This window comes from Parabacteroides leei (genome assembly GCF_023369805.1).
Classification (GTDB): Bacteria; Bacteroidota; Bacteroidia; order Bacteroidales; family Tannerellaceae; genus Parabacteroides; species Parabacteroides leei.
On the sequence record NZ_JAMBQG010000014.1, the window covers coordinates 123,619 to 146,169 of the forward strand.

Annotated in this window: 21 protein-coding genes; 10 read left to right on the forward strand and 11 right to left on the reverse strand. The window is 44.9% G+C overall.

Translation table 11 applies throughout. From position 1 onward, the window contains the following. Window positions 1-3: 3 nt before the first annotated feature. Window positions 4-1,149: a metallophosphoesterase gene (locus tag M1P97_RS18485; RefSeq protein ID WP_195373423.1), complete on the forward strand. Its 1,146-nt coding sequence runs from the start codon at window positions 4-6 to the stop codon at window positions 1,147-1,149. Window positions 1,150-1,364: 215 nt separating this feature from the next. Here the strand turns inward: M1P97_RS18485 and M1P97_RS18490 are convergent, their stop codons facing one another. Beyond that, a complete protein-coding gene (locus M1P97_RS18490) occupies window positions 1,365-2,648 on the reverse strand; it encodes a UDP-N-acetylmuramoyl-tripeptide--D-alanyl-D-alanine ligase (RefSeq protein ID WP_249389841.1) in 1,284 nt (427 codons plus the stop codon). Window positions 2,649-2,766: 118 nt separating this feature from the next. Between M1P97_RS18490 and folP the strand changes: the two genes are divergently transcribed. The 4 genes from folP to M1P97_RS18510 all read left to right on the forward strand — a co-directional run bounded on the left by folP (window position 2,767) and on the right by M1P97_RS18510 (window position 6,765). Further along, window positions 2,767-3,606, forward strand: coding sequence for a dihydropteroate synthase (gene folP, locus M1P97_RS18495; protein WP_195373425.1), 840 nt, complete (start codon window positions 2,767-2,769; stop codon window positions 3,604-3,606). A gap of 4 nt (window positions 3,607-3,610) precedes the next feature. Then, the gene (gene cdaA, locus M1P97_RS18500; protein WP_195373426.1) at window positions 3,611-4,396 is read left to right on the forward strand and encodes a diadenylate cyclase CdaA; all 786 of its coding nucleotides are present in this window, start codon (window positions 3,611-3,613) and stop codon (window positions 4,394-4,396) included. A 128-nt stretch (window positions 4,397-4,524) separates the two neighbouring features. After that, window positions 4,525-5,541, forward strand: a complete 1,017-nt coding sequence (gene pta, locus M1P97_RS18505; RefSeq protein WP_249389842.1) for a phosphate acetyltransferase — start codon at window positions 4,525-4,527, stop codon at window positions 5,539-5,541. 24 nt (window positions 5,542-5,565) lie between these two features. Beyond that, window positions 5,566-6,765, forward strand: a complete 1,200-nt coding sequence (locus tag M1P97_RS18510; protein ID WP_249389843.1) for an acetate/propionate family kinase — start codon at window positions 5,566-5,568, stop codon at window positions 6,763-6,765. A gap of 101 nt (window positions 6,766-6,866) precedes the next feature. Here M1P97_RS18510 and M1P97_RS18515 read toward each other — a convergent pair whose 3' ends face one another. The 10 genes from M1P97_RS18515 to rsmA all read right to left on the reverse strand — a co-directional run bounded on the left by M1P97_RS18515 (window position 6,867) and on the right by rsmA (window position 14,932). After that, entirely contained in the window at window positions 6,867-7,643 is a 777-nt protein-coding gene (locus M1P97_RS18515) for a UDP-2,3-diacylglucosamine diphosphatase (RefSeq protein ID WP_249389844.1), read from the reverse strand. Next, on the reverse strand, window positions 7,640-7,957 hold the full coding sequence (locus M1P97_RS18520) for an SUF system Fe-S cluster assembly protein (protein WP_075559276.1): 318 nt from the start codon (window positions 7,955-7,957) through the stop codon (window positions 7,640-7,642). Before M1P97_RS18520 ends, M1P97_RS18515 begins: the two co-directional genes overlap by 4 nt. A gap of 71 nt (window positions 7,958-8,028) precedes the next feature. Next, window positions 8,029-8,715: a RadC family protein gene (radC, locus tag M1P97_RS18525; protein ID WP_249389845.1), complete on the reverse strand. Its 687-nt coding sequence runs from the start codon at window positions 8,713-8,715 to the stop codon at window positions 8,029-8,031. 67 nt (window positions 8,716-8,782) lie between these two features. After that, window positions 8,783-9,349: an elongation factor P gene (efp, locus tag M1P97_RS18530; protein WP_195373430.1), complete on the reverse strand. Its 567-nt coding sequence runs from the start codon at window positions 9,347-9,349 to the stop codon at window positions 8,783-8,785. Window positions 9,350-9,508: 159 nt separating this feature from the next. Further along, window positions 9,509-10,207, reverse strand: coding sequence for an LrgB family protein (locus M1P97_RS18535; RefSeq protein ID WP_195373431.1), 699 nt, complete (start codon window positions 10,205-10,207; stop codon window positions 9,509-9,511). Beyond that, window positions 10,200-10,550 (reverse strand): CidA/LrgA family protein, encoded by a 351-nt coding sequence (locus M1P97_RS18540; protein ID WP_195373432.1) that lies wholly within the window; start codon window positions 10,548-10,550, stop codon window positions 10,200-10,202. Before M1P97_RS18540 ends, M1P97_RS18535 begins: the two co-directional genes overlap by 8 nt. A gap of 120 nt (window positions 10,551-10,670) precedes the next feature. Beyond that, window positions 10,671-10,880 carry a helix-turn-helix transcriptional regulator gene (locus M1P97_RS18545; RefSeq protein ID WP_249389846.1) on the reverse strand — a complete coding sequence of 70 codons (210 nt, stop codon included), beginning with the start codon at window positions 10,878-10,880 and terminating at the stop codon, window positions 10,671-10,673. Window positions 10,881-11,058: 178 nt separating this feature from the next. Further along, window positions 11,059-12,405, reverse strand: coding sequence for a magnesium transporter (gene mgtE, locus M1P97_RS18550; RefSeq protein WP_075559271.1), 1,347 nt, complete (start codon window positions 12,403-12,405; stop codon window positions 11,059-11,061). Continuing rightward, entirely contained in the window at window positions 12,402-14,108 is a 1,707-nt protein-coding gene (locus tag M1P97_RS18555) for a phosphoethanolamine transferase (protein WP_249389847.1), read from the reverse strand. Before M1P97_RS18555 ends, mgtE begins: the two co-directional genes overlap by 4 nt. 20 nt (window positions 14,109-14,128) lie before the next feature. After that, entirely contained in the window at window positions 14,129-14,932 is an 804-nt protein-coding gene (gene rsmA / locus M1P97_RS18560; protein WP_195373434.1) for a 16S rRNA (adenine(1518)-N(6)/adenine(1519)-N(6))-dimethyltransferase RsmA, read from the reverse strand. A gap of 95 nt (window positions 14,933-15,027) precedes the next feature. Between rsmA and M1P97_RS18565 the strand changes: the two genes are divergently transcribed. The 5 genes from M1P97_RS18565 (at window position 15,028) to porU (ending at window position 22,504) form a co-directional block, all read left to right on the forward strand. Continuing rightward, entirely contained in the window at window positions 15,028-16,041 is a 1,014-nt protein-coding gene (locus M1P97_RS18565; RefSeq protein ID WP_249389848.1) for a lysylphosphatidylglycerol synthase transmembrane domain-containing protein, read from the forward strand. A 145-nt stretch (window positions 16,042-16,186) separates the two neighbouring features. Beyond that, a complete protein-coding gene (locus M1P97_RS18570; RefSeq protein WP_195373436.1) occupies window positions 16,187-17,641 on the forward strand; it encodes an aminoacyl-histidine dipeptidase in 1,455 nt (484 codons plus the stop codon). Window positions 17,642-17,797: 156 nt separating this feature from the next. Then, entirely contained in the window at window positions 17,798-18,448 is a 651-nt protein-coding gene (locus M1P97_RS18575; protein ID WP_129731492.1) for a redox-sensing transcriptional repressor Rex, read from the forward strand. A 1-nt stretch (window position 18,449) separates the two neighbouring features. Continuing rightward, window positions 18,450-19,064: a fumarylacetoacetate hydrolase family protein gene (locus tag M1P97_RS18580; protein ID WP_195373437.1), complete on the forward strand. Its 615-nt coding sequence runs from the start codon at window positions 18,450-18,452 to the stop codon at window positions 19,062-19,064. Window positions 19,065-19,117: 53 nt separating this feature from the next. Continuing rightward, on the forward strand, window positions 19,118-22,504 hold the full coding sequence (porU, locus tag M1P97_RS18585) for a type IX secretion system sortase PorU (protein WP_249389849.1): 3,387 nt from the start codon (window positions 19,118-19,120) through the stop codon (window positions 22,502-22,504). Window positions 22,505-22,551 lie beyond the last annotated feature (47 nt).

The following is a 22,551-nucleotide window of genomic DNA, read 5'->3' on the forward strand; positions in this document are numbered from 1 at the left end:
TATATGAAATCTTTCCAATATAAATTTATAGTATTATTCGTTCTCCTGACAAGCTGCTTTGTGCAGCTGTCGGGTGCGGATAAGAAATATAAAGAAAAAGTAGAATCATTATCTACCGACGGGCCTTATTTATTGTATAATGCCGACGGTAGTTTCCGGTCGGTTTCTGTAGATACGGCAGGCAATCTGAATGACCAGACCTATCCGGCAGTACCGAAAGGTTTTTCGTTTGACGTTTATTCCGATAAAGGAGAAAAGCTGTTTCCGGTTACTCTACATCGCATCAAACGTCCGGAATGGAAAAACAAGCAGGCTGAGAAGATGATTGTCCTTTCCGATCCCCATGCCAACTGGGAGTGTTTCTCTTCTATTCTGAGAGAGTGGAATGTGGTGGATAAGGACTATCGTTGGTCGTTCGGCAAGAATCATCTGGTGGTGATCGGCGATATATTCGACCGTGGGAAAGATGTATTGCCTATTTACTGGTTGCTTTATAAATTGGAAAAGGAAGCGACGGAGGCTGGCGGACGCATGACTTTCCTTTTGGGAAATCATGAAGGGATGGTTTTGGCCGGTGACCTGCGTTATACAAAAAGTAAATATCTTCATTTGGCAGATACGTTGAATATCCCTTACCAGAAACTATGGAACGAACAGACAGAGTTGGGGCGTTGGCTGGCGACGCGAAACACTATGCAACTTATAGGAGATAACCTGTTTGTGCATGCCGGACTCAGTATGAAGTTTCTGGAAAAGAATAAAAGTATACCCCAAGTGAATAAGATTATGAGTGAAGGATTGTTCCTCACGAAGGAAGAACGTAAAAAGGCTTCCGATGATATTGCTTTCATGTATGCGACCTACGGGCCGATCTGGTACCGGGGAATGGTGCATAGTGCCGACAAGTATCATCCTTTATATCCGGAAGACCTGCCGAAGATTTTCAGTAAGTATCAGGCAAAACGCCTTTTCGTGGGACACACCATCTTTGATGATATCTCCACCTTCTATCGGTATCGTGTGGTCGCAGTAAATGTAGACAACAAAGAGAATATGGAAAAGAAACGTGGTCGCGGTGTATTGGTGGAGGATAACCGGATGTATGTCATTTACGACTCCGGAAAGAAAACATTGATTGAAGAGCAATGATTCATAATTTGACAGATGTGAATGTAGTGTCGTTGGTAGGGGCGGTTCGCGAACCGCCCTTACAGGCGCCGTCACAATGGAACAGGCAGGTTCGGCCGTAGGAGCGGGGTCTGCCCGCCCTTCTTCACCGGTTGTTATATTCTTGTCGCAAAGGGTGGGCAAACCCCACCCCTACAAAACCTGTCATTTTGGTTCACCTTTTTCTAGCTATCCTTTTATAGAACTTCTATCGTTTTCTCCAACGCCATTCCGTGTGAACCTTTGATCAGGATATGATATCCTTTTAACGGGTTGGCTTTTAATGCATCGATCAATTCTTCTGTTGTTGGATAAGTGGCAAATTCTTTGCCTGCTTTCCGGAAATGTTCCCCGCAAAGGAATACCTTATCGAACTTACCAACTTTTACTTCTGCTATCACTTCGGCATGTAATTCGTCGCTTGCCGGACCCAGTTCACGCATGTCTCCCAGAATAACGGCTTTAGGGGATACGGGCATGGAAGTAAAGTTCTCGATAGCCACCTTCATACTGCTCGGGTTAGCATTGTATGCATCGATCAGTAAAGTATTATGTTCTGTTTTTTTCAATTGCGAACGGTTGTTGGTCGGTTCGTATGCCGCGATAGCCCGGCTGATACGTTCTGCCGGAATCTTGAAATAACGACCCACAGCTACGGCTGTCAATACATTGTCGAGGTTGTATCCACCTATCAGATGCGTTTCAACCGTATGTATCTTGCCCTGCTGTTTCCAGTCGAAAGTAAGGTATGGGTTACAACTGATGACGTGGCCTGAAGCAAAAGAACTATCATCGTTGCCGTAAGTGATCTGTTCGATTCCTTTGGCAATCTCTTGCAGGTCTTTATTCTCTTTTTTAATAAATATCTTGCCTTTGGTACGACGGATATAGTCGTATAACTCTCCTTTGGTCTTGACTACTCCCTCAAACGAACCGAAACCTTCCAGATGCGCACGACCTACATTTGTAATGATCCCGTAGTTGGGCAATGCTATCTCTACCAGTTCCTTGATGTCTCCCGGATGGCTGGCTCCCATTTCTATCACCGCCATTTCATGGTCGTGGGTCAGACGAAGCAGGGTGAGCGGGACGCCGATATGATTGTTGAAGTTTCCTTCGGTATAAAGCAGGTTAAATTTGGTAGATAATACAGCAGCTAATAGCTCTTTGGTAGTGGTTTTACCGTTTGTCCCGGTAATTCCGATAATAGGGATACCCAGCATTTTCCGGTGACGGTAAGCCAGTTGCTGTAGAGTAGTCAATACATTATCGACCAAAATGGTACGTTCTCCAATGACATAATCCGGGTTATCGATTACTGCGTAGGAGCAACCGGTAGCTAAAGCCTTTTCCGCATATTGGTTTCCATCGAACCTTTCGCCTTTCAGGGCGAAAAAGATGGACCCCCTGGGGCAATTGCGGCTGTCTGTCGTTATTTTCGGATTATGTATAAATAATTCATACAGTTTTGATATACTCATAGCTTTTTTTCATTTGCTTATTATTGGTGAGCAAAAGTAACAATTAAATGAAGAATGAGGAATGAAGAATGAATATTTAAATGAGAATCGTGTATCTTTGCTGGAAATATAGATCGCAATGTTAGATAAAACGCTCAATATTAAGGGTACACTCTTGTCGTTGGCGACTCCTGTCGTGATGGGTATTTTGAATGTAACCCCCGACTCTTTCTATGCCGACAGCCGTAAACAGAATGAAGCTGCTATCAATGACCGGATACAGGCAATTCTCTCGGAAGGCGGAGAGATTATCGATATCGGCGGGTATTCTTCCCGTCCTGATGCAACCGAGGTCTCCCCGGAAGAAGAAATGGAGCGCCTGGCGTTTGCATTGAAGATTTTGAATACGCATTATCCGGAAGCTGTGGTTTCGGTGGATACCTTTCGTGCTGATGTTGCCCGTAAATGTGTGGAGGAATATGGTGTTGCCATCATAAATGATATATCCGGCGGCGAACTGGATAAAAACATGTTTGCGACAGTAGCCGATCTGAATGTACCTTATATAATGATGCATATGCGAGGCACTCCCCAAACAATGCAACAATATACCGGTTATACGGATATGATGGAGGAGATCATGTTGTATTTTGCTACGAAAGTTCGTGAATTGCGTTTGCTGGGCGTGAACGATATTATTCTTGATCCCGGTTTTGGCTTCAGTAAGACCGTCGATCAGAACTACTTTCTGATGAATCATCTGCGGGAATTCGGATTGTTCGAACTTCCTCTTCTAGTGGGTATATCCCGTAAAAGTATGATCTACCGTTTCCTTGGAGGAACACCGGCCGATAGCCTGAACGGTACTACGGTATTGAACACGCTGGCACTGATGAACGGGGCTGATATTCTCCGAGTCCATGATGTAAAAGCCGCTGTCGAAGCCGTCAAACTTGTTTCAAAAACTGTCAACTGTTAATATTATGTGGATGCATTTCGGAATAAAAGACCTGATCGATGTACTGCTGGTAGCCTTTTTTCTCTACCAGACATACAAACTGATGAAAAGTTCAGGTACGCTGGCCATCTTTAGTGGGGTAGTTTCGTTTATTATAGTATGGATTCTTGTTTCGCAGGTGCTGGAAATGCGTTTGATGGGTGCCATACTGGATAAGTTTATCAGTGTCGGTTTTGTAGTGCTGGTTATTCTGTTTCAGGATGAGATCCGCCGTTTCCTGATGGCGTTGGGGTCCCACCGGGGATGGAAGTTCCTGGGAAAACTCTTTTCAAAGAGGGATACGAACAATGAACGTGAAGGGAAATTTGTCGCCCCCGTAGTATTAGCCTGTATGAATATGGCCCGTAAAAAGACCGGTGCCCTGATCGTGATCCAGCAGGATGTCGATCTCTCGATCTACGAGCATACGGGAGAGATGTTCAACGCCGATGTCAATGCCCGTCTGATCGAAAATATATTCTTTAAGAACAGTCCTTTGCATGATGGCGCTATGATCATTGCCGATGGACGGATCAAGGCCGCAGGCTGTATCCTTCCGGTTGCCCAGAATGCCAGTCTGCCGAAAGATCTGGGGTTGCGACACCGTTCCGCATTGGGTATGTCTCTTGAAACTGATGCATTGATAATTATTGTATCGGAAGAACGGGGTAAAATATCTGTGGCCCATAATGGTAAGCTGGAGATCAATATTTCGGCCGAAGATCTTCAGCAAATCCTTTCCGGAGGGAGAGAAGTAGTGAATTACTGTTAAATGTTCTGAAAGTGACAGCTCCGGTTGTAAATAGTTTGTGCTTTTTGCAAACTCTATGTTGCATTTTGTCTACTTTTGTAGCCGCAAACAGTAGCAATTACTAAATACTATAAAAAATATCTTCCGCTATGGACTTAATGCAAGAGATTATTGCACGCGCTAAAGCTGACAAGCAGCGTATTGTTCTTCCCGAAGGAACAGAAGAAAGAACATTGAAAGCCGCCGACCGTTTATTGGCCGATGGAGTTGCCGACATTATTCTGATTGGAAATCCGGCAGAGATTTCCTCTTTGGCAGCTAACTACGGTCTGAACCACATCGGACAGGCTACTATTGTTGACCCTAAAGATCATGAAAAGAAAGCAGTTTATGCAGATCTGCTTTTCCAATTACGTCAGAAAAAAGGTATGACACCTGAAAAGGCTGCTGTCCTTGTTGAAGATCCTTTGTTTCTGGCTTGCCTGATGATCAAGGCCGGTGATGCCGATGGCGAAATTGCCGGTGCGCAGAATACGACAGGTAATGTGCTTCGTCCTGCTCTGCAGATCGTTAAGACTGCTCCGGGTATGAGCTGTGTATCGGGTGCATTCCTTATGTTCACAAAGAAACCGGAATATGGAAAAGATGGTCTCCTTGTATTTGCCGACTGTGCTGTGATGCCGAATCCGACTGCTCCCGAACTGGCTAGTATTGCTGTGGCTACTGCTGCAACAGCTCGTGATATCGTAGGTGTAGAACCTCGCGTGGCTATGTTGAGTTTCTCTACGAAAGGAAGTGCTTCTCACGAAATGGTAGACAAGGTAGTTGAAGCTACCCGTCTGGCTAAAGAAATGGCTCCGGAACTGAAGATCGATGGTGAGTTACAGTCTGATGCAGCTCTGGTAGAATCGGTTGCTTCATTGAAGGCTCCGGGCAGCGAAGTGGCAGGTAAGGCTAACGTACTCGTATTCCCTACATTGGAGGTTGGTAATATCGCTTATAAACTGGTTCAGCGTCTGGGTGATGCAGAAGCCGTAGGCCCGATCCTTCAGGGTATGGCTGCTCCGGTGAACGATCTTTCCCGTGGTTGCTCAGTAGACGATATCTATAAGATGGTTGCTATTGCAAGTAATCAGTCGATCGGTTTGAAAGCTGCCAAAAAATAAAGAAAAAAGACACAACGAAAAGATATGAAGATATTAGTTTTAAATTGCGGAAGTTCGTCTGTAAAGTACAAGTTGTTCAATATGGACACACATGAAGTACTTGCACAGGGGGGGGTGGAGAAACTGGGGCTGCCGGGTTCTTTCCTGAAATTCACTCAGCCGGATGGTAAGAAGGTTATTCTGGACAAAGAATTACCGGAACACAATGCGGCTATTGAGTTTATCCTGAGCGTACTGACAGATGATAAATACGGCTGTATCAAGTCGTTTAACGAAATTGACGCTGTAGGTCATCGTGTAGTACACGGTGGTGAAGCATTCAGCGGAAGTGTGGAAATTACTCCGGAAGTGATCGGTAAAATGGTTGAGTGTATCGACTTGGCACCGCTTCATAACCCACCTAACCTGAAAGGTATCCGTGCCATGAGCGCATTGATCCCGGGCATTCGCCAGGTGGGTGTATTCGATACAGCTTTCCACCAGACAATGCCGGATTATGCTTACATGTACGGTCTGCCTTATTCCCTGTATAAGAAATATGGTATCCGTCGTTACGGTTTCCACGGAACAAGCCATCGCTACGTGTCAAAACGTGCCTGCGAAATCCTGGGTGTTCCTTACGAAGAACAGAAGATCATCACAGCTCACGTTGGTAACGGTGGTTCAATCGCTGCTGTTAAGAACGGTAAGAGCGTAGATACTTCCATGGGATTGACTCCGGTTGAAGGTCTATTGATGGGAACTCGTTGTGGTGATGTAGATGCCGGTGCACTTACATTCATTATGGATAAGGAAAAACTGGATGCTAAAGGGTTGTCCGACCTGATCAACAAGCAAAGCGGTGTACAAGGAGTTTCAGGTATCTCTTCCGACATGCGTGAAATCGAAGCTGCTGTTGCTGAAGGTGACAAGCGTGCTATCCTTGCATTAAACATTTACAACTACCGCATCAAGAAATATATCGGTGCTTATGCTGCTGCCATGGGTGGTTGCGATATCCTGGTATGGACCGGTGGTGTGGGTGAAAACCAGTGGGCTACCCGTCGTGTTGTATGTGAAAACATGGAATACATGGGCATGAAGATCGACGTTCAGAAGAACGATGGTATGCGTGGTGAAGAAATGGTGATCAGTACTCCGGACAGTAAGGTGACAATTATCGTTGTTCCTACCGACGAAGAATATATGATTGCTTCCGATACAATGGATATATTAGGTAAATAATAAATAGTACTAGTCCTCACAGCTTACAAAACACAGGATTAGTGTTTAGGCTGCTCCGACACCGGTTGGAGCAGTCTTTTTTTTTATGCCGTTATGTGAAGCTATTCAGTTTCGAACTGTTCAAGGAACAGGTTTTCCCCATCCCATACGATATAGGAGAACAGTCTCATCCAGTCGCCGGCTATCAGTAGGCGGGAAGTACGTGAAAGCATCAGGTCGAGCATGATGTGGCGGTGGCCGAAAATGAAGAAGTTGATATCCGGATGTGTTTTCAGATACTCTTTGGCAAAGAGAACCATATATTCATGTTCTTCACCTTGATAGTCGGGAGATTCACATGTCTTGTGCTTTTCCAGCCCTTTTTTGCGGCTGCTCAGAGACCAGCCGAGAGCAAAGCCGAATGTCCAGCGGGGGTGAATGCCGGCATACAGCCATTGACAGAATTTATTGCGGAAAAGAGCACGGATAAAACGGAATGCTTTGCTACGGAAATCTACTTCGTCACCGTGCCCCAGGAAGAAACGTTTACCTAGTAAGTCGACAGTTAATACATCCCGGTGAATGGTTGCCCCTATCTCATTAGGAAGATAATCGAACATCCAGATATCGTGGTTGCCGATAAATATATGAATCTCTATGCCGCTGTCCGACAGTTCGGCGAGTTTTCCTAAAAAACGAGTAAAACCTTTGGGTACTACATATTTATATTCATACCAGTAGTCGAATATGTCTCCCAGGAAATAGACTGCCAATGCATCCTCCTTGATGCTGTCGAGCCAGCGAACGAGTTTTTTCTCGATAGCCAGCGGGTCTTTATGAAAGCGGGCACCCAGGTGGGCGTCCGACGCAAAATATATTTTCTTCCGCGAAGGATTCATAAGAAACCAAGTTCCAGTTTAGCTTCTTCCGACATCATTTCTTTATCCCATTCCGGTTCGAACACGAGATTGACTTCCACGTTGTTTACACCGTCTACCGATTCTACTTTCATGCGTACATCTTCCAGGATAAAATCGGCTGCCGGGCAATTTGGGGCAGTCAGGGTCATATCTATACGAACGTTCTTTTCGTCGTCTACATCAACTTTATATATCAGGCCGAGATCAAATACGTTGACCGGAATCTCCGGGTCGTATACTGTCTTCAACATGGCGACAATCGCTTCTTCTGTTTGGAGGAATTCGTTGTTCATCTTCTTTTAATTTGAATGCAAATATACATTAATATCTTCTATATACTAAACCGTAGAAAAGAGAAAATGTTTTACAACCCCAGTCTCCCTTCATCCGCATAGCTGAAGTAGCTGTCGTCACCAATGATGATATGGTCTGTCAGCTTTATCTCCAACAAGTCCGACGCTTTTTCCAAACGTCTGGTCAGGATATCGTCCTGCGAACTGGGATGTGTGTTTCCGGACGGATGATTGTGACAAAGGATAATCCCCGAGGCCAGTGCATTGATCGCAGTTTTAAGTATGATGCAGAGATCGGCAGACGTTTCTCCCGTCCCGCCCTGGCTGATCCTATGTTTTCCGATCACTTTCCCGGCACGGTTGGTCAGTGCAACCCATAATTCTTCGTATGGTAAGTCGCATAATAACGGATGGAAGAGTTTGTAGGCATCGATACTGCTCCGGATGCTGTTGCGCAGGATAGGATCGGACAGGTTACGCCGTTTCCCTATCTCAAGGGCTGCACAAATGGTAATTGCTTTGGCTTCACCGATTCCTTTGAATCCGGAGACCAGGTCATGGATCGTCTGTTTGCCTAATGCATTCAGGTTGTTGTCTACGCTGTTGAGGATACGTTGTGAAAGTTGGACAGCCGTTTCATTGTTGCTGCCTGAGCCGATGAGGATGGCCAGAAGTTCGGCATCACTGAGGGATGTAACACCTTTGAGTAGCATTTTTTCACGTGGGCGGTCTTCCTCTGCCCATTCTTTTATTTTCATAGCGATGTGTTTTGGTAAGAAAAAATAAGGGACGATACACCGTATCATCCCTTATAAACTTCAAATATTATGAACGAACACGTCCGCAATAGGAACCGTCCGCTGTGTTTACTTCGATAATTTCACCTTCATTGATGAATAACGGAACACGAACTTCTGCACCTGTTTCAACTGTAGCAGGTTTCAATGTGTTAGTAGCAGTATCGCCCTTTACACCCGGTTCTGTGTAAGTGATTTTCAATTGAACCTTAGCAGGCAGGTCAGCGAAAAGAACTGTATCTGTAGAAGCGTCAGAAACTACATCTACGATCTCTTCTTCTTTCATATAATCAACACCGTTGATCAGGTTTTTATCGATGATAACATCTTCATAAGTTTCCTGGTTCATGAAATGATAATGTTCGCCTTCTCTGTATGTATATTGATGAGGACGACGTTCTACGCGTACATCTTCCAATTTTTCATCGATATTGAAACGGCGATCAAGGATACCACCTTTTACTACATCTTTCAGTTTGGTACGCATGAAAGTGTTTCCTTTTCCCGGTTTTACGTGAAGAAATTCAACGCAGAAATACAATTTCCCGTCCAGGCGGATACACGTTCCGTTTTTAATGTCTTGTGAATTGATCATACGATATATTTTTTTATTTATAATGATTTTTTGAGTTGTTCTCTGTCTTTTTCGGGTACAAAAGTAGTGTTTTCCTCTTAAAGTACCAACATGTAGCCCCCTTTTTGTTCAGAAAAGAGTTGCAAATCAGTCTGATATGATACCGGAAGGAAGAAATACCTAAAACAGGGAAATGATAAAACTGATCATGGGGACCAGAATAGCCGTCATGATTCCCATCAGTCCGATGGCTAACCCGCTCAGTGCTCCTTCAATAGCTCCGATCTGTATAGCGACTGAAGTCCCTACGCCATGCGAAGATGCTCCCAAGGCCAGACCTTTGGCAATCCTGCTCTCTATTCCTAACACTTTCATGACAAACGGGCCTACGATACTGCCGAATATACCTACTGCAACTACGATGACAGCCGTTAGCGAAGGTATTCCTCCGGCCTTTTCGGAAATGCCCATAGCAATAGGAGTCGTTACGGATTTCGGTTGGAGGGTGGCGATCAATGCCTGGTCGGCTCCCATAAGGTCACCTATCACGATAACGCTTACAATCCCGACTATTGCCCCGACGAATACCGAGGTAAGGATAGAGATTACATTTCCTTTCAGATACTGCATCTGTTCATAGAGTACGAATCCCAGTGCAACAACCGACGGACCCAGCATGAAATGGATCAGATGACTCCCTTTTTGAAAAGACTCATACTCTATACCCATTGTCTTCAGAACGACAATAATAACGAGGATGGAGGTCAGTAACGGATGTAAAAGGCTGATGCGGGTTTTCTTATATAAGGCCAGTGCAGCCAAGTAAGTACCGATTACCAATGTGAGTGCAAATATTTCCGATTGTGCCAGATTATTCATTGCTTCCGCCCTCCTTGCCTAGTTTTTGCTGGATAAGTGCGACACTGGCAATTACTAAAATGGTGCTGACAACGGATGCGGTAAGAATGACTGCCCAATATTGCGATATAACACCCAGCGAAGTCATAAGCCCGACGCCTGCCGGAAGAAAAAACAATCCCATGTTTTCTGTCAGTATGGTCGACAGTTTCTTAACATTTGCAGGTTTTACCAGTTTAAAAACCAATGCCAGGAATAATAATATCATACCGATCACGCTTCCGGGGATGAAACCATCGATAAAGGAGCTGATGAATTCTCCGGTAAAATAGAAGAACAGAATGTAAAATGCTTGTTTTAGCATATCTCTTTGCTGTTTTAATAGACTCTGCAAAGATAACAGCTTTGTATCAAATATGTTCTACAACATAATGATTTAACATAAATACTTGTTGGAAGAGATGTTTATACTGTAATCAACCTTCTACAATACGGCTGAAATCTTCCTGATATTGGCCAGTCTTTCAAGAAAGGACTGATCGGATTTTGCTACCTGCATATTGTAGTCGGACTGCATTTTAAGTAATGATTCGGGATCGATATTTAAAGCGGCTTCAAACAAAAGGGCGTATTCTGTGGAAACGGCACGTTTGCCATTTAATATCTCACCAACATTGTTGAATGAGATACCCATCAATTATATTACATACGGTAATAATCGGTTCTTCCGGAGAGTCCTTTGTTGTAAATTCAATTCGGTATTTGTCATTTACCCTTATGGATGAAAAGCCTTTTTTTGTCGCCTTTCAACAACTCATTATTTAATGAATTTTCTTCAGGGGGGCGCCCAGGTGCTCGACCAGACTTCGTTTTTATGTCAACGCCGAAGATATAAACATATAAATCATCATGCCGATGATGTCGTTGGTGATTGTGATGAACGGGCCGGTTGCCAATGCCGGATCTATTTTCAGGCGGTCGAGTGTCATCGGGACCAGGGTGCCGAAAATACTGGCAAACATGACGACGGAAAACAAACTTAATGAAACCGAGGCTGTGATACCTTTGTCTCCCAGCATAAAGAAATTGTAAACAAATACGACCAGACTGATAATGCTGGCATTGATAAGTGCAACGATGCCTTCCTTTAATATCTGCGGGAGAATATTATCCTGCTTCAAAGAGTTGTTGGCCAGACCTTGTACCACGATGGCAGACGATTGTATACCGACATTTCCTCCTGTTCCACCGATCAATGGGATAAATAATGCCATCTTCGGATTGCTTGCCAGGTTCCCTTCGAAACCGCCGAGAATTACCGAGTTAGCCAGTCCGCCGATCATACCGATCAATAACCAGGGAAGACGGGCTGCTGTCTGGGTAAATACGTTATCCGAAGTTTCCACGTCTTGCGAGATACCGGATGCCAACTGGTAGTCACGTTCATGTTGTTCGCGTACTTCATCCATTACGTCGTCGATCGTGATGCGTCCGACAAGGCGTCCGATACTGTCTACTACCGGCAAAGCTACCAGGTCGTACTTCTCGATCGTTTCGGCTACCTCTTCGATACTGTCGCTGTCACGTACCGAGATCGGTTCTTTCTTCATGACGTGCTTGATCTTGGAAACGGAAGGGTTGGTGATCAGCCGTTGAAGAGGGAGAACCCCCTTCAGGCGTTCGTCGTCGTCTATTACATAAACATAATAGATCTCGTCCATGTCTTCGGCCTGCTTACGCATCTCTTCGATACACTGGGGCATACTCCAGTTCTCGTTGACCACGATCATTTCCGTACCCATCAAACCACCGGCGGTGTCTTCGTCGTATTTCAACAGGTCGACGATGTCACCCGCCTGCTCCACGTCTTCGATATGCGAAAGGATCTCTTCCTGCGTATCCTCATCCAGCTCACGCATCAGGTCTACGGCGTCGTCGGTTTCCATGTTGTCGACGAAGCGTTTGGCGATCAACTCGTTGGGAAGCTCTTTCAGTAACTTGTGACGGTCTTCTTCGTCCAACTCCATCAAAACGTCAGCTGCTTTGTCACCATCCATCAACAGATACAGATAGATTGCTTCCTGCAGGTTCAGTTCCTGGTATAACTCGGCAATATCGGCCGGATACAGGTCATGGAGCATCGCTTGTGCTTTGGCATCATCTTTTTCGGAAATGATACTTTTCAGATTTTCGATATAGTCTTTCGTCAGTTCAATCATAAGTCGCTTTTCTTAATCAGACGTTTGTCCGGTGTTAGTATATACCATACACTGTCTTCTCTGAATTCCGGCGAAGCAAAGCTTTGTTCCTTGTTATTGCCGGCGTAGCGTATGCCTGCAATGTCGAGGAATGAATGGAACAGATTGGATGTGCTTACTTTTTTTTCTTTATGATTCTCTATTGCTTCCGCTTTCTCCGGGCGAACGGTCCGGTAGGCGGTGGAAGTCCATATGAATAACGGAATATGCAACTCGTAAATAGACGGTTCCGTATTGCCGTGTACTGCCAGGTTGCGTTCGTCGTCGTAAAGGTTTTCAGCATGGTCGGACAGGTAGACAACGGCACTGACGGCCTTTTGGTCGTCCACCTTCCGGATGATCTCGTTCAATACATAGTCGGTGTAACAGATACTGTTGTCGTAGCTGTTGACCAGTACTTCCTTGTTTGAAGGGCTGACTACATCGTACCCTGTATTCTCGTGCAGTGAAGGAGTGAAACGGCAAAAAGATTCCGGATACCGGGCATTATAACGGAAATGGCTACCTAATGTATGGATGACGATCAGTTGCCTTTGCTTGTCCAGGCTCAACACTGAGTCGAGGTGGGGCAATAGTTTCCCGTCGTAATTATCGGCAGAGTCGAAATCGGTGGTGGAGAAGAACGTATAGTCCATATCGGCCGTAATACGTTTCACAAAACGGTCGCTCGATGACTGGCTGGCCAGCCATGCCGTGTTGAAACCACATTCTATAAAGGCATCGGGCAGTGCTTTTTCTTTGTAAGCTATATCCGGCTTGTCGGGTGTTGCCCGGGTCAGTATTTGCTGGATAGCTATGTTGGTCAGATTGGATGTCGTGAGCACCTTACTGTAAGACACCAGATTTTCTTGTTTATCGAGCAACGGGGTAGTAGGGCGGTTGTATCCGTTTAACGCATAGTTGCCGTAGCGGCTGGATTCTCCGATCACCAGTACGTAGATCTCTTTACCCGGTATCGTATCCTCCGGTTCGGCCTCGAAGGAGAAATCTTTCAGCTGTTCCTGCATTTCCCCGATTTCACGTTCCATGCCTATTGCTTCGGCAGTAGCAGCGATCAGGTCGCAGGGGTAAACCTTTTTATATTTCATGCTGAAGTTCGAGTTGGCGGCACGCAGGCGGTAGATCGCCCCGTCGGTATAATCCGACATCTTCCACATCATCAGCCATAAAGCGATATTGAAAAGGGCGAACAGGCTGAATACAAGAATCTTTCCCTGCCCTGAAAGTATAGGTTTGTTTTCTATCTTAGTAAATAGTATCCAATAATAGAGGATGAGGATCAAAAGGAAGAGGATGACATATCCTTTCAATGAATAGATAAGTTCAAAGGCTTCCTGATTGTTCGTATTCAGGATGGCCGACATCAACCCGATGGATATCGGCATTTTATTGAGTAAGACATGGCCGATCTCGATCGGACTGAATAGCAGGAATATGCTCGATAACGCGAAATAGGTTTTTGCATTGAACAATAAGGCCGGAACGAACAATATCAGGCCGGAAAAAAACAGATAGGCAATTTGCTTCATCGTATCGCCGGCCAGGTCGCTCGATCGGAACGTCACCACAAAGTTTGGCAAAAGAAGCAGGAAAAACAACAGGAGCATCCATCCGTAATTGTTAGATGGAAATAGTACCCGGATTATTTTTCCTATTTGTTTCATGTGTGTTTATTGTGCTGTTTTTATTCTTTCTGTATTGTCCCCGTTTGTTGCAACCACTTGTTGGTGATCAATGTTAATTCAACGAATTGCTCGACTGATAATTGTTCAGGCCGTTTATCAAAAATAGGCAAGGCATAATCCGGACAATCTTTTCCCAACAACGGCTTCATCGAATTACGGAGCGTTTTTCGTCGTTGGTTGAAAGAGGTCTTGACGACTGTCTTGAATAATTTCTCATCACAACCGAGTTCTTTCCGGTCGTTTCTGACCATCCGGATCACGGCACTTTTCACTTTTGGAGGCGGGTCGAATACGGTTTCGCTCACCGTGAAAAGATATTCTACCGTGTACCAGGCTTGCAGCAATACGCTTAATATACCGTATGTCTTACTGCCGGGGCCGGCTGCGAGGCGTTCGGCAACCTCTTTTTGTATCATGCCCGAGCAACAGGGTACATGCTCTTTGAAATCGAGTACCTTGAAGAATATCTGGCTGGATATATTATATGGATAGTTACCGATGACGCAGAACTGACCGGGAAATAGCTTTGAAAGATCCAACCGTAGAAAATCTTCTGCCAGGATACGTCCTTCGAGTGCAGGGAAGTTCTGTTCGAGGTAATCAACCGATTCCATATCCAGTTCCACAACAGTCAGGTCGTGGCCTGCTTTCAGTAGATATTGCGTAAGCACACCCATTCCCGGACCGATCTCCAGAACCGGTAAATCCTTGTAGTCGCTTAACGTATCGGCTATACGCCGGGCGATATCTAAATCCTTTAGGAAATGTTGTCCTAAAGCTTTTTTCGGTTTAACTAATCTCATCCGGTTTTTGATGTAAAGTATTTGTATTAAAATATAATGCTTATCTTTGCGGGTGCACAAAAATACAACAAATAATTTAAAGTATCCTACGTAGAATGAATTTTAAAAGTATACTACAAACGTTTGTCAAGATATTTCTACCCTTAGCTTTCGGCTGTTTGCTGCTTTGGTTCTTGTATAGTAATATGGATGTTACCGAGATATGGAGAGTGATCCGTGAGGGAGTGAGATATGATATCATCCTGGTCTCTTTATTGTTCGGTCTGTTTGCCAATGTGGTTCGCGGGCTTCGTTGGGGGTTGCTTATTTCGTCGTTGGGCGAGCGTTTTAAAATGAGCAATATAATCTATGCCGTCTTAGGAAACTATGCGGTAAACATGGTGCTTCCACGTGTAGGCGAAGTGTGGCGTTGCGGTATTATTACCAAATATGATAAGATCCCCTTTACCAAGCTGTTGGGGACTCTCCTGATAGACCGTGTAAGCGATACGATCGTGGTCGGATCGATCACTTTATTGATCTTTATCTTTAATTTCGACTTCTTTGTCAGCTTCTTCGCCAGGAATCCGGCGTTGCTGGACGGCTTCCGAACGATGTTCGATTCTATATGGATTTATGTGGGGGCTGTAATTTTAGTTGGCGGAATTTGGTTTGTTTTCAAATATATGAGTAACTTTACGCTGGTTCAGAAAGCAAAGTCTTTGTTACTGAATGTGTGGGATGGAATGAAGAGTATATGGTTACTCAAGCAGAAAGGACGTTTCCTATTGCAGACCTTGTTGATTTGGGGTGGTTATTTCTGTTATTTCTATATCACATTCTATGCCTTCGACTTTACACGCGACCTGGGGATAACTGTCGGACTGATAGCCTTTACGATGAGTAGTATCGGTGTGGCTGTCCCTGTGCAGGCCGGTATCGGAGCGTGGCATTTTATGGTAATCGCTACGCTGGTATGTTTTGGCGTCAATGAAAATGATGCAGCCGCTTTCGCCCTTGTGGTTCACACGGTTCAGACAGCTTGGACGGTGATATGCGGTCTGTTCGGTATTGTGGCGTTGCCGCTTACCAACAGGGATAACAAGGTGGGGTTGGCAGTTGACAAATAATAGTTGACAGTTAAAAAAACTCCGTGCGGTAATCCTTTAGGGAATAAGTTTGTTACTATATATTATTTATTAATCTGGTTGTCAATGTCTCTCTTGGCATTTATCTGTCAACTGTCACTTGTCAACTGTCAACTTAGAAGAAACTATGTCAGCAGAAATCAAGAATCTTTCTCCGCAGCATGTCTGGGGTTATTTCTATGACCTCACACAAATCCCTCGTCCTACAGGACATATGGAAGCAGTTACCCGTTTTGTAGAAGCTTTTGGTAAAGGATTGGGATTGGAAACCTTGCGGGATGAAGTAGGAAACGTTCTGATCCGCAAACCTGCAACCTCCGGGATGGAAGGGCATAAAACCGTTATCCTGCAATCGCACCTGGATATGGTTCCCCAGAAAAATTCTTCCGTAAAGCATGATTTCCTTACTGATCCGATCGATGCTTACATAGATGGCGACTGGGTGACAGCCCGTGAAACCACGCTAGGTGCCGATAATGGTATCGGCGCTTCCTTTGCTATGGCTGTACTTTCCGATACGACGATCAAGCATGGTCCGATCGAAGCCCTTTTCACCATAGACGAAGAGGAAGGAATGGACGGTGCTTTCGGATTGAAGCCCGGTTTCCTGAAAGGTGAAACATTGATCAACTGCGACTCGGAGGAAGAAGGTGAACTGTTCGTCGGTTGTGCCGGCGGGGCAGACCTGAACATCTCCGTGCAGTTTAAAGAAGATACGTATATTCCTGAAGGTGATGTAGCAGTTAAGCTGATCCTGACAGGCTTGAAAGGCGGTCATTCCGGTGTGGATATTCATCTGGGACGTGCCAATGCCAATAAATTGATGTTCCGTTTCCTAAAAGAGGCGGTTTGTGATTACGGTGCCCGTTTATCTTCGATCGAAGGTGGTTCGCTTCGCAATGCGATTCCGCGTGAAGCGTTTGCCGTGGTTACGATTCCCGGTGATAATGTGGAATCATTGTGGGAACTGGTGGCTGACTATCAGGATATGTTCCGTGAAGAATATAAAGGTATTGAGAATAACATCAGTTTCGTAGCCGATATGACCGATCTGCCTGCGACATTGATACCGGAAGAGATACAGGACGATCTGATTAATGCAATAGAAGGTTGTCAGAATGGTGTGATCAGTATGTTGTCTGATTTCCCGGGTACAGTAGAATCATCGTCTAATCTGGCAATAGTGAGATCGTCCAATGAACTGATCGAGATAAAGATATTGGTACGTAGTTCTTCCGAAAGCCGTAAGGCTTCCGTATGTTCCAGCCTGGAAAGTGTATTCTCTCTGGCAGGAGCGAAAGTAGAATATGGCGGTGCTTATGGCGGTTGGCAGCCGAATATCGATTCGCCGCTTTTAAAGATTGCATCACAGACTTATGAAGAGTTGTTCGGTAGAAAACCGTCGGTAAAAGTGATGCATGCCGGTTTGGAATGTGGTATCATCCAGGAGTCTTATCCTGCTATGGATATGATCTCTATCGGTCCGGATCTGGAACATCCCCATTCTCCGGACGAACGGGTAAACATTCCGTCTGTACAGAAGGTCTGGGATTTTATCGTTGCTACGCTGGAAAGAATTTAGAACCGAGAAGTATCCGACCGGATTAACTTTGTCATATGAAAGGCCGTATATCCATAAACAGTGTATACGGCCTTTTTTGTATTAAAATGAATGAGAAATCCTGTCTGAAAGAAAAAAATTGTACTTTTGTGTGCTGCATTAATAAGTAGAAAGATAATGGCCAACGATGAAATGAAACAAGCCTGGAAAATACCGGAGCCTACCCTCCGGAGACTGCCCTGGTATCTTGCCTTCCTGAAGCTCTTGAAAGGTAAGGGAGAGACGTTTGTATCATCTACCCAGATCGCAAAAGAGATTAATGTAGACCCCAGTCAGGTGGCAAAAGATCTCTCTTTTGTAAATATCTCCGGAAAGACCAGGGTTGGTTATGAGATTTGTACCCTTGTGGATGTATTGGAAGACTTTTTAGGTTTTACTGCACAGCATAAGGCTTTTTTATTTGGTGTAGGTAGTTTGGGAGCTGCCCTGCTGCAAGATTCGGGATTGAACCAGTATGGACTCGAGATTGTAGCCGGTTTCGATGTGCGTCGGGAACTGGCAGGTTCCGTGATCAATGGAATCCCGGTTTTTCACCTGGATGATTTTCCAGCCAAACAAAAAGAATACGGTGCAACGATCGGTGTGATCACGGTTCCGGTAGATAAGGCACAGGAAGTTACCGAGCAGATCATTGCCGGAGGGATCAAAGCCCTGTGGAACTTTACCCCGTTCCGTATCCGTGTGCCGGAACATATTGTCGTACAGAATACTTCCATGTATGCCCATCTGGCTGTCATGTTTAATCGTTTGAACTCAATAAATCACTGAAATGAAGATCATAGCAGTAGGAATGAATTATGCAGAACACAATAAAGAGCTGCATCATTCGTTAGAATTATCGGAACCTACTATCTTTATGAAGTCCGATTCTTCCCTGTTGAAAGACGGGAAGCCGTTCTTTATTCCCGATTTTTCGTCGGAGATACATTACGAAACCGAGATTGTTGTAAAGATAGACCGGCTGGGTAAGAATATCGCCGAACGTTTTGCACATCGTTATTATAATGAAGTTACAGTCGGTATCGATTTTACCGCCCGTGACCTGCAAAGAGAATTGCGTGCTAAAGGATTACCCTGGGAGATCAGTAAAGCATTTGATAATTCGGCTGTGATCGGGACGTTTGTACCATTGGATAAACTAGGGGATGTGAACCGTATCCCGTTTCATCTGGATATAAACGGACAGAAGGCACAGGAGGGAAATACTTCGGATATGCTTTTCCCGGTAGACAAGGTTATCGCTTATGTTAGTCGCTTTTTTACCCTCAAGATAGGAGATCTGATATTTACAGGAACTCCGGCAGGAGTGGGACCTGTGAAGATCGATGACCATTTGCAGGGATATATCGGCGAACGGAAGTTGCTTGATTTTTACGTAAAATAGTTGGCAGTTGACAAGTGACGGTCAATTATCAACTGTCAACTGAAAAAAAGATTATGTTACGAATACTATATACATTAATAATAAGTATCTGTTTTCTTTCTTCTGTCCGGGCCGATGGAAGTATTTATGCTGCCAAGTCCGTTTTGTCATCCGGTAAATGGGTGAAAGTACAGGTGGAAGAAGACGGAATCTATAAACTCTCCTATGCCGATTTACGTTCGATGGGATTTTCCGATCCGGCAAAAGTTTCCGTACATGGATATGGTGGCTGGATACTGGATGAAGATTTTTCTAATCCTTATATCGATGATGTTCCGGCGGTAGCCACCTGGCGTGGCGATGATTATCTGCTGTTTTACGGACGTGGCGTGGTGAAATGGAGTTATGATACCGTTAACCAGTGTTTTGTTCATGTCAATAATCCTTACTCTCAGTATGGGTATTATTTTCTGACGGATGCTACCGCTACAAAAGAAATGGAGTCTGTCGCTTCGGCTGCGGGTGCTTCTTTGAAGGTGACGACTTTTGATGATTACCGGTTGCATGAAAAAGATTTGGTTTCTGTTAATAACTCCGGACGTGAGTTGTTCGGAGAAGCAATGGATATGACCCTGTCGAGGGATTTTTCATTTAACAACATAACAGGAATCACCAACGACGATGGTAAAGTTACCCTCCGCTTTATCGCAAAGCCTATTAGCGGTACGGGAAATGTGACCCTGAGTGTGAATGGCAGTGAATTGATTTCAAGGACAATCAGTTACAGCTCTTCCAGCGATGAATATACCAAAGCGAACCTGGCGTATGAAGTGGCCGACTGGAAAGGTGATAAAAGTGCGAATGTCAAAGTCAATGTAAGATACGGGCAATATGGCCACAAAAACGTCTACCTCGATTATATCCGTTTGCAGATGAAACGGGAGTTGCAACCCTATGGCGCCTGTACGTTTTTCCGTAGTCTGGCTTCCGTCGGGAATCCTTCCCGTTTTGTTATTCAGAATGCCAATGCGAATACATTGGTTTTTGATGTAACGGATGCCGTGAATCCGAAGCGGATGGAGACAGAACTGAGTGGAAGCGAATTATCTTTCTCTATTCCGGGAGGAACGTTGAGGGAGTTTGCCTTGGTGCAACGGAATCAGTCACTCCCCACTCCTAAAGTTGTAGGCGATGTAACGAATCAGGACCTGCACGCTTTACCACAAACGGATATGATCATTATTGCACAGCCGGGATTAACGAGTCAGGCAGAACGTTTGGCGGAAGTTCACCGCGACCGTGACGGACTGACGGTTCAGGTAGTTACCCCGGAAGTAATCTACAACGAATTCTCTAGCGGGACACCGGATGCTACAGCCTATCGTCGTTTCATGAAGATGTTTTACGATCGGCAAACTTCCGAAAGCGATGCTCCCAAATATCTTCTTCTTTTTGGTGACGGTGCGTTCGATAACCGTTTCTTAACCTCTAGCTGGCAGAATGTAACGACAAGTAATATGCTGTTGACTTACCAGACGGATGAATCGCTGGATGATAAATCGTATGTGATAGACGATTACTTCGGTTTTCTTGACGATAGTAACAATGGAAAAGGTCTGATAGCTTCGAAGATCGATATCGGTATCGGCCGTTTTCCTGTCCGGACTGTGACCGAGGCGGCCAATATGGTCAACAAGGTGATCAATTATATGGATAATAATGAGACTGGATCATGGAAAAATAATGTCTGCTTTGTCGCTGACGACGGTAATAATGCCGATAGTTATATGATACAACATGCCGAACAGGCTGACCAACTGGGCGAGTATATAAACACCAGTCATCCGGAGTTCATGGTGAATAAGATTTATTTCGATTCTTATAAAAAGGATATTTCGGGAGGTTTGAGTACTTATCCGGCAGTGAAGACAGATATACAGAAATTGCTTAAGAGCGGCCAGTTGTTGATCAATTATACAGGGCATGGTAATACTGTTTCCTGGAGTGATGAACAAGTACTGACGGAAAGCGATATTACCAAATCGACTTATCCCCGTTTGCCGATCTGGATTACTGCGACTTGCGATTTCTGTCGTTTCGATGCTCCGGTAACTTCTGCCGGTGAGCAGGTTTTCCTGAATAAGGTGAGTGGCGGTATCGGTTTGTTCACTACTACCCGCGTAGCTTATTCGAGTCCAAACTTCTCAATTAACGATAACCTGATCCGTAATTTGTTTGAGAAAAAGAACGGACGCCGGTTGACCTTGGGAGAAGTGATGAAAGCGACCAAACGCGCATTGGGTTCCACTCGCTATAAATTGGGATTTGCTTTGATCGGTGACCCCGCTATGAAGTTGTGTTATCCGGAATACCGCATGAATGTGACGGCGATAAACGGGGAGCCTGTGACCAACGAACCTGTTACTTTTAAGGCATTGCAAAAAATAACCGTCGAAGGAGAGGTGCTGAACCCGGATGGGAATGTGGCAACCGATTTCTCCGGCCTGTTGAACCCGACCGTTCTGGATAGCCGTGTCTCTTATGAAACATTGGACAATAACAATACAGGTAAGACTTTCAAATATACGGATTACTCGAACATACTTTTTATAGGTAACGACTCCGTTCGTTCGGGAAAGTTTAGTTTCACATTTACCGTACCCAAAGATATCTCTTATTCGAATGAATTCGGCAAGATGAACCTCTATGCATCGGATGAGACGAGTCAAATAGAAGCCCAGGGGGCCTATTTGAATTATCGTGTCGGGGGAACGGACGATAATGCGGATAACGATAAGGATGGTCCGGAAGTACGCGCACTCTATCTGAACGACTCGACTTTTGTGAGTGGCGGACAGGTCAATACTACCCCGTTCTTTGTAGCCCGTCTTTGGGACAAGAGTGGTGTTAATATAACAGGTAGCAGTATCGGACATGACATGATGTTGATCATCGATGGTAATCCGGCCTTAAGTTATAATCTGAACAGTTACTATGAACTGGTAGCGGGGAGCGAAGGAGAAGGAATTGTCAAGTTCCTGATTCCGGCATTGACTCCGGGGATGCATAAGGCAGAGTTTAAGGTCTGGGATATACAGAATAACTCGACGACACAGGAATTTGAATTCGAGGTTGTGGAAGGCTTGAAACCGTATCTGCTGGAATTGTCGGCAACTCCTGTCCCGGCTCGTGAGCAAGTGACTTTCCATCTGTTCCATAACCGTCCGGAAAGTCAGTTGACCGTCGGGATTATGGTGTACGATATGGTTGGCCGCTTGCAGTGGAGACATGAAGAAACAGGTTCGTCCGAACTCTTTAAATCGTATACGGTGACCTGGGATCTGACCAATAACAGGGGAGGACGGCTTCGTCCCGGCGTTTATATATATCGTGCAGCGATCAGTTCCGGAGGGTCTAAGGAGGCGACGGAGGCAAAGAAATTAATAATCCTCGCACAATAAAGTAAAACAAAATCAGTTTATATGTTCGTAAGGCAGGTTTGTTACTT